The following is an 8,213-nucleotide window of genomic DNA, read 5'->3' as shown; positions in this document are numbered from 1 at the left end:
GATATATGTGTATTTTTGTTTTGTTTGTGGCTACCGAAGGTTTAGTTCAACAGCAGTTTGGCAAAATGGCGGGTTAAGTGCTAAATTCAACGGTAGTTCATCGATTGAACTTTTGTGCAAAACTGAACATTAGTGCTTCGATTTCCGCCACTTCGCCAAGCTGCAAAACGTTACAGGCAATATTACGACCGACCGTACTAAAAGAAAAATCGTATATTTGCAAACATAAAATTTAAGTAAGACGAAATGTAAAAAATAATTTCTTTCAGACCAATCAGAACAATAACCGCAAAGCGGTTGCTGTATTGTTTCATCTTTAAAGAAAGGAATTATGCTTACTTTACAAAACATTTCATATACACACCCAAACAAAGATTTACTGTTTAGCGACATCAATCTGGCAGTAAACAATCACGAAAAGACTGCGTTAATCGGCAACAACGGAGTAGGAAAATCTACTCTGCTTAAAATTATTGCAGGAGAACTCCAACCAACCAATGGACAAATTTGCGTAGAAACTGAGCCGTATTATGTTCCGCAAATTTTCGGGCAGTTCAATCATTTGACTATCGCACAAGCGTTGCGAATTGAAGACAAATTGAACGCTTTGAAAGAAATTTTAAACGGAAACACAAGCGAAGAAAATTTCAATTTGTTGAATGACGATTGGACAATCGAAGACCGTTGTACCGAAGCATTGAGCTATTGGCAACTCAACGATTTGGATTTATCACAAAAAATGGAAGCGTTGAGTGGTGGACAAAAAACCAAAGTTTTCCTTGCAGGGATTTCCATTCATCAACCCGAATTGATTTTATTAGACGAACCAAGTAATCATTTGGATATCGCAAGCCGACAACTTTTGTATGACTTTGTTCAGAACACAAAAAGCACTTTAATCATTGTAAGCCACGACAGAAAGTTATTAAATCTGTTAACCAGCGTTTGCGAATTGAACAAAAATGGAATTAAAGCTTATGGCGGCAATTACGACTTTTACAAAGAACAAAAACAAATAGAAAATAATGCTTTGAGCCAAGACATACAAAGTAAAGAAAAAGCATTGCGAAAGGCCAAAGAGAAAGAACGGGAAACTATGGAACGACAACAAAAATTAGACAGTCGTGGCAAAGGCAAACAAGAAAAATCTGGTGTTGCCCGAATAATGATGAATACTTTGCGAAACAATGCAGAAAACAGCACTTCAAAACTAAAGAGTGTTCACGCAGAAAAAATTGGTGGACTTTCGCAAGATTTACAAGAACTTCGCTCTTCGTTACCTGACATTGACAAAATGAAATTCGGCTTTGACAACTCAGCCTTGCATAAAGGTAAAGTTTTGTTTACTTCAACGGACATCAACTTTGGTTATGATAACAAACCGCTTTGGAAAAACAACTTAACTTTCCAAATAACAAGTGGCGAACGCATTGCCTTGAAAGGGAAAAATGGTTCAGGAAAAACCACTTTAATCAACTTGATTTTAGGAAATTTAGAACCGCAAACAGGAACAATTTACAGAGCGGACAATAAATCAGTTTATATTGACCAAGATTATTCTTTGCTTGACAACACGCTGAAAGTTTATGAACAAGCCCAACAATTCAATAGTTCCGCATTGCAAGAACACGAAATCAAAATCCGCTTAACCCGTTTTTTGTTTACCAAAAACGATTGGGATAAACCTTGTATTGCGTTGAGTGGTGGAGAAAGAATGCGTTTGTTGTTATGCTGTTTGACCATTAACAGCAAATCGCCTGACATCATTATTCTTGATGAACCAACGAATAATTTAGATATTCAGAATGTGGAAATATTAACAATGGCAATTAATGAATATAGAGGAACGCTGATTGTTGTGTCGCACGATGAAACGTTTTTAGAGCAAGTAAATGTTGAACGGACGATTGAAGTCTGAAAAAAATACTGCCTGTAACATATAGGGATTAAACGAAGCTATGCTTTGATTTAATCCTGTGTTGAATAAAGCTTCCGGAGCTCAGTTGCAAGTAAAATATATTATGGGGTTTTAAAAAATTAGTTGTGCCTTTAAACAATAAGCAAGTGTACTTTTTAGTACCCTTTGAGGGGTGTTTTATGGAGTTTGTGTTGTGTTTATGGTTGTTTTTTTCTTATTTCTTATCGTGTTTTAGTTATTTTTAGTTTTATTTTTGATGTTTGTTCAATACAATGCCTGTTCGCTTTTTGCAAGCAAATACGGTGATGTTCCTAAATTATTTTTTCATCTTTTTTTGATGTTGAATGAGTTGAAGAATTTCCGGTGGCGCATTGGTATCAAAACTAAACACCCTAATCATCTTTCCTGTTTTGCAATGTGGGCAGCTATCTGCATCAAAATTCAGTTTTGTTTTAGCAATCTCTTTCCATGTTTTCTTTTCTATGGTTGGCATGATTATTCCCTGTGTAAATTGATGCTTGCGAAGCATGGGTTTGCAACGACTTGCCAAAATGCCGTAATGACGTATTTTCATAAACTTTGGCGGAAGGATGTGTAAACAAAACCTACGCAAAAATTCTTCTGCATCTAAAGTCATGAGTTTTTGTACATTTCCATGTGCGTAATCTTTGTAAGTAAAACTTACTTTACCATTGCTCACATTTTTTATGCGGTAATTACTAATCGCAATCTTGTGAGAATACCTACCCAAATATTCAATTACCTGTTTTGGTTCACCAAAGGGTTGTTTGGCATATACTACCCATTCTTGTTGGTAGAGTTTTCTTCTTAGCTGAACATCGAGATATATCTTTTCTTTCTTCAAAAACAGTATCAACTTTTCCATAAACTTGTTTTTGTAAACTATGCTCATTGAATCTACAGGAAACAAAAATTCTCCTTTGCTCTTTGCCGTTTTCCAATAACCTGCCGGTGTTATTCCTCCTCCGGGAACAATCATGTGCACATGCGGATGCAGTGATAAGTTTTGCCCCCATGTGTGAAGTACGCTTACCATCCCTGTTTGTGCGCCCAAGTGCTTAGGGTCATTTGCAAATGTTTCAATGGTTTCTTTACTTGAAGCAAATAAAATATCGTACAAGTCTTTAGGGTACTTAAGGCAATACGTGTTTAGTTCCTGTGGCAGGGTAAACACCACATGAAAATAAGTTGTAGATAATAAATCTCTTTCGCGTGCTTCTATCCAACGTTCTTTGTTGGTGTTTTGGCACTTAGGGCAATGCCTGTTACGGCAAGAGTTGTAGCTAATGCGTATATGATTACATGAATTACATTTATCTACATGACCTCCAAAATAAGCAGTACGGCAATGCTCAATGGCATTGAGTACTTTTAAATGGTATTTTAAGGGCTGATGTTTTTGTGTAAATGTAGTTTTGTACTCTGCAATGATAGTTGCCAACTCATAAGTTGGTTTACTCAAGTGGTAAGTTATATAAACTATCCAATGGACTGTGAACAGGGCGAAGTTTCATTTGAGCTACATGTAAATAAACCATCGTTGTTCGTAAATCACTATGTCCTAGTAAACGCTGAATGGAATGTACATCAATGCCATCTTCGAGCAAATGTGTGGCAAAGCTGTGGCGGAGAGTGTGCATACTTACTTGTTTTTTAATATTTGTTTTTTGCAGGGCTTCGTTAATTACATATTGTATGCTTCGTTCGCCCATGGGTTCACTAGGGGTTTGTCCTTCAAATAAATATACTTTGGGTTTTACTTCTTTGAGATACATTTCAAATTTTTGTGCGAGTAGTTGAGATAAAACAACATAGCGTTGTTTTTTACCTTTACCGTTTTTGATATGAACGAGTTTGCGTTGTAAATCAACATCGGCTATTTTAAGCATACGCAGTTCGTTCATCCGCATACCACAGCCATAAGCAAAGGCAAGCAGGTATCGGTGCTTTAAGAGGCGTGGTGTTTTAAATAGTTCTTTACACTCTTCTTTTGATAAAACTACCGGCAGTTTTTGTTCTTTCTTAATGCTTGGCATTTGAATAGCTTTTTCTTCCATACCAAACAATCTAAACCAATGCCGTAAACCATACACCGCTTGTTTAAAATAACTGATGGATTGCTTTTCCTGGTGAATCATTCGATACAAATATCCGTTGATTTCATCTACACCTACTTGATGAGGCACACGGTTAAAGTGTAAGGCAATAGCTGCTATGCTACGACTGTAGTTCGTAATCAGGCTCTTGCTGTTTTGATCAATACTTACACGTTCTAAAAATTTTTGATAGGCCGATGAAAAGCCTATCACGTTTTGTTTGGCTTGTGATACAATGGTATTGTATCGCTTTTTTTGTAAACTCATAATATTTTTTATTTAAAGTGAGTTTGTTTATACGAGATATATGTGTATTTTTGTTTTGTTTGTGGCTACCGAAGGTTTAGTTCAACATCGGTTTGGCAAAAGTGGCGGTTAAGTGCTTCATTTTAAACTTTTTCGTAAATTTGAACATTCGTGCTTCGATTGAAGTGTAGTGCTAAAAATCGCCACCTTCGCCAAGCCGAAAACCGCCGTTACAAGCCATTTAGGAACACCCAGTATAACAATATGAAAACAGTAATATCAATATTAATTTTCCTTTCCTTTTCCATTTCGACCTTTTCCCAGACAACTTCTCAGGAATCTGAAAAAATTGCGACCTTTTGTAAGTTGTGGGGCTTTCTTAAGTATTATCATCCAACAGTTGCAAAAGGAAAAATTGATTGGGACAACGAATTTATGATCCGAATTAAAGTAGTGTCTTCATTAGAATCAAAACAAGAACTAAATAATTATTATTCGGAATGGATTAGTAGTTTAGGCAAGGTAAAAAAATGCAAAAAATGTAAAGACGAAATTCCTGACAGTCTTAGTTTTAATCTTGATTTAGCTTGGTTAAGCGATTCCATTGCATTTACCAAAACCTTGATAAATCAACTCGAATTCATTCAAAATAACAGAAACCAAGGCAAAAACTACTATGTCCAACAATCCAGATTTGTTGGAAACACAAAATATGACAATGAAAAATCTTATAAAGATTCTGTTTTTCCATCAATAGAATTACGTTTATTGGGACTTTCCCGGTATTGGAATATTATCGAATATTTCTTCCCTTATAAATATCGAATCGGTCAAGACTGGAATAAAGTTCTTGTTGAAATGGTTCCCAAATTCAAGGATTCAAGAGACACCATTTCTTATCATCTTGCAATGCTCGAATTAACAGCGAAAATTAATGACAGCCACGCTGGTTTTGTGACAAAATATACAAATCAATACTTTGGTTTAAAATGGGCTCCCTTTCGTTTTAAAATCATTGATAACAAGGCAATTGTTACAGGTTTTTATAACGATTCACTGTGCAAAATAAATGACATTCAAATTGGCGATGTGTTTTTAGAAGTAGGTAACTTGACGATTAAAGATATTACCAAGGAAAAGTCAAAATATATCGGAGCATCGAATGAAGTCACTAAACTTCGTAATATGATTTATGCTATTTTTAATGGTCAAACAGATTCTGTCAATACCACTTTTGAAAGAAATGGAGTTGTTGAAGAAAAAACTATTTACAGGTACTACTTCAATGAATTCAACTACAAATGGACAAATGCCAATTTACCAGACACCTGCAAAATTTTAGATGGGAATATCGGATATATAAACTTAGGCCTCCTGCAACCACAACAAACAGACAGCTACTTGAATAAACTTAAGGATACAAAGGCGATAATTTTTGACGTAAGAAATTATCCAAACGGAACAATGTATAGCATTGCCAATTTCTTGAATGCCGACAATAAACCTTTTGCCAAATTCACAAATCCTGACCTTTCATACCCTGGAATTTTTCATTACACTGCTCCATATTCTTGCGGTAAAAAGAATAGTTCTCCCTACACTGGGAAAGTAATTTTACTTTTCAACGAGACTTCACAGAGTCACGCTGAATTCACTCTAATGGCGTTACAAACAGCACCAAATGTTATAAGTATTGGCAGTCAGACAGCTGGTGCAGATGGTAATGTGTCTTTGATCACATTTCCCGGAAATTATAAATCATATATGACTGGTATTGGAGTATACTATCCAGACGGCAGGGAAACTCAAAGAATTGGAATTGTTCCTGACATAGAAGTTAAACCGACAATTGATGGGTTGAAATTAAAGAAAGACGAAGTTTTAGAAAAAGCAATTGAAGTAATCAATGGAAATTAAAACGGCTTATAACAGCACCTACCCAAAAGTGGCGGGAAAGTGCGGATACGAACATTTGCATTCCAAACAAACATTGGTGTGTGTAGACAGTTTAGTGTTCCAAATCGCCACCTTCGGGTAGCTGCAAACCGTTATAGGCTATGGTCAAAAAACTATACTTAATAATCAAGATAAAAAAAGAAAAAGAACAATAAGAATTAATTATAATCGTTATAACAGAAATTTTAAAACTATATTATCATGAAAGAATTAACAAACAACAAAGAAATCGTAATTAACATTAATTGTTGCTCAACTTCAAAAGAACAAAATGGGCATGAGACAAATAATGAGGAATTATTTGAAAATCTTCTTGATTTAATAATCGAAGAAATCTATTCAAACAAAGTTTTTCCAAAAACTTTTACTGAAAATGAATTAAAAGAAATAGCTATTAGCTTGTTTGCCGAAAACTTATCTTATGACGAAACTAAAAGTTTATTGGAAAGTTTTTACTCTATTAAAAGTGAGCAATTAGGGTACTTTTTAACTATAGTAAGAGAGCAAGCTATAGAAATATTCAAAGACAGCCCTTTTGATTTATCTGAATATATAGCAATGTTAAAAAACATTGAAAAAGCGACAGATACTATTATTGAACAATGTCAACGTAAATATGGAAAAGCATTTCAAGTAGCCGCTTTATTAGGTCTTGACGGTGTCCAAGATATTGTTGATGATGCATTTGAAGGAAATATTATTCCTAAGGCAGCTAAGGCAGATTGTGGTTCTGAAAATTATCCATATCTATTCTCTATGGGTATTGGTATTCCATATTCAGCATGGAGTGTTTCAACAAGAAAAAGATTAGGTTCGAAAGATGGTTGTAATTTTCACCATTATGCGTTTAAGCACAATATTTCACGAATAATGCCTATTTCAGTTATGGCTATAGTAGTAATAGCATCTCATGGTTTAGGAGGTAAATTATACGGACAGTCCAGGGCATTATATTATAGGATAGCTATTTGTATGATTTTTTTATTCACCCCAATACACATAGTTAATTTAGTTAAAACTAAAAAATAATAAGTCTTTTTATTAAAGAGGATGGTGTCCGACTTTTCGGACACCATCCTCTAAACTTTATACATAAAAACATGAAAACGAAACTGATTTTTATAATAGGATTGTTAACAATGTTTAACAGCCTTTACGCACAAGAAGACGTTCAACGAAATTATGAAGTAGGAGGTTTGTTTTTTAACTTCTCTGGGATGTCAGTACCATCTGACCCATTAGGTTCTGGTTCTATTAACAAAATGTTTTTTGCCAATGGTCTTTTTGTAAAGAGACATTTAAAAGATTTTTCGTTGCGTTTTGCTTATGAAAATTATAGTGGTAAGATTTCTGTAAATGGAAAACAAGAATATGAAAAAGATACTTTAAATACTCTTGGTATTTATGGGAAAAACTTCTTTTCAGTTGGCATTGAAAAATCCTTTGTCAATAAAAAGATTTTTCAAGTTTTTGGCGGTGGAGACTTAAATTTATACACAGGTAAATATCAAGGTCTATCAACTTCTTTAAGTGACAATACTTCTTTCAGTACTATGAAAAATGAACAAGGTTTTGGTATAAATTTATTCTTAGGCATGCGAGTAACATTTATAAACAGAATTAGACTTACATTTGAATGTAGTGCAAACGGTATTATTAGTAAAGAAAATGAAAACACAAGTTTTTCAAAACCTAATCACGTTAACACACAATCGCAAGCAACCAATTTCTCATTTAATAGGCATTATACTAAGTTAGGTCTTAGTTTCTTATTTTAATCTATACACAAGACCACAGCCTATAACCTGTGGTTCAGAGAAATGGCAAACTAAATGCTTCGTTTTGAAGATTACTGTAAAAAAGAAATTTACGCTTCGTGCTTAAATTCACCTTAAAAATTGCCACTTCTCTGAGCCACCAGCCGTCAAACTGTCTAAAAACCTCTTCTTTATTAACTCATTGATTGTTAATAACTT

At 34.4% G+C, this 8,213-nt stretch carries 6 protein-coding genes; 4 read left to right on the top strand and 2 right to left on the bottom strand.

Translation table 11 applies throughout. From position 1 onward, the window contains the following. Positions 1-331: 331 nt before the first annotated feature. Complete coding sequence (locus tag LC115_05465; protein MCZ2356126.1) at positions 332-1,918, top strand: ATP-binding cassette domain-containing protein; 1,587 nt, start codon at positions 332-334, stop codon at positions 1,916-1,918. A 316-nt stretch (positions 1,919-2,234) separates the two neighbouring features. Here LC115_05465 and LC115_05460 read toward each other — a convergent pair whose 3' ends face one another. Then, entirely contained in the window at positions 2,235-3,401 is a 1,167-nt protein-coding gene (locus tag LC115_05460; protein MCZ2356125.1) for an IS91 family transposase, read from the bottom strand. After that, on the bottom strand, positions 3,394-4,302 hold the full coding sequence (locus LC115_05455) for a tyrosine-type recombinase/integrase (protein ID MCZ2356124.1): 909 nt from the start codon (positions 4,300-4,302) through the stop codon (positions 3,394-3,396). The genes LC115_05460 and LC115_05455 overlap by 8 nt, the downstream gene beginning before the upstream one ends. Before the next feature lie 243 nt (positions 4,303-4,545). On the opposite strand from LC115_05455, the gene LC115_05450 reads away from it, so the two are divergent. From LC115_05450 to LC115_05440, 3 genes are all read left to right on the top strand, one after another. After that, complete coding sequence (locus LC115_05450) at positions 4,546-6,198, top strand: peptidase S41 (GenBank protein MCZ2356123.1); 1,653 nt, start codon at positions 4,546-4,548, stop codon at positions 6,196-6,198. A 240-nt stretch (positions 6,199-6,438) separates the two neighbouring features. Next, on the top strand, positions 6,439-7,266 hold the full coding sequence (locus tag LC115_05445; protein MCZ2356122.1) for a hypothetical protein: 828 nt from the start codon (positions 6,439-6,441) through the stop codon (positions 7,264-7,266). Positions 7,267-7,337: 71 nt separating this feature from the next. Then, a complete protein-coding gene (locus tag LC115_05440; protein MCZ2356121.1) occupies positions 7,338-8,015 on the top strand; it encodes a hypothetical protein in 678 nt (225 codons plus the stop codon). The last annotated feature ends 198 nt before the right edge of the window (positions 8,016-8,213 follow it).

Source organism: Bacteroidia bacterium, assembly GCA_026932145.1.
Taxonomy (GTDB): domain Bacteria; phylum Bacteroidota; class Bacteroidia; order J057; family JAIXKT01; genus JAIXKT01.
Note: the sequence above shows the minus strand (reverse complement) of the source record. Positions and strands in the feature narration are given on the sequence as shown.

Coding starts and splice junctions, on each gene's coding strand:
- LC115_05465 (MCZ2356126.1), top strand. CDS start 332: ATGCTTACTTTACAAAACATTTCATATACACACCCAAACAAAGATTTA.
- LC115_05440 (MCZ2356121.1), top strand. CDS start 7,338: ATGAAAACGAAACTGATTTTTATAATAGGATTGTTAACAATGTTTAAC.
- LC115_05445 (MCZ2356122.1), top strand. CDS start 6,439: ATGAAAGAATTAACAAACAACAAAGAAATCGTAATTAACATTAATTGT.
- LC115_05450 (MCZ2356123.1), top strand. CDS start 4,546: ATGAAAACAGTAATATCAATATTAATTTTCCTTTCCTTTTCCATTTCG.
- LC115_05455 (MCZ2356124.1), bottom strand. CDS start 4,302: ATGAGTTTACAAAAAAAGCGATACAATACCATTGTATCACAAGCCAAA.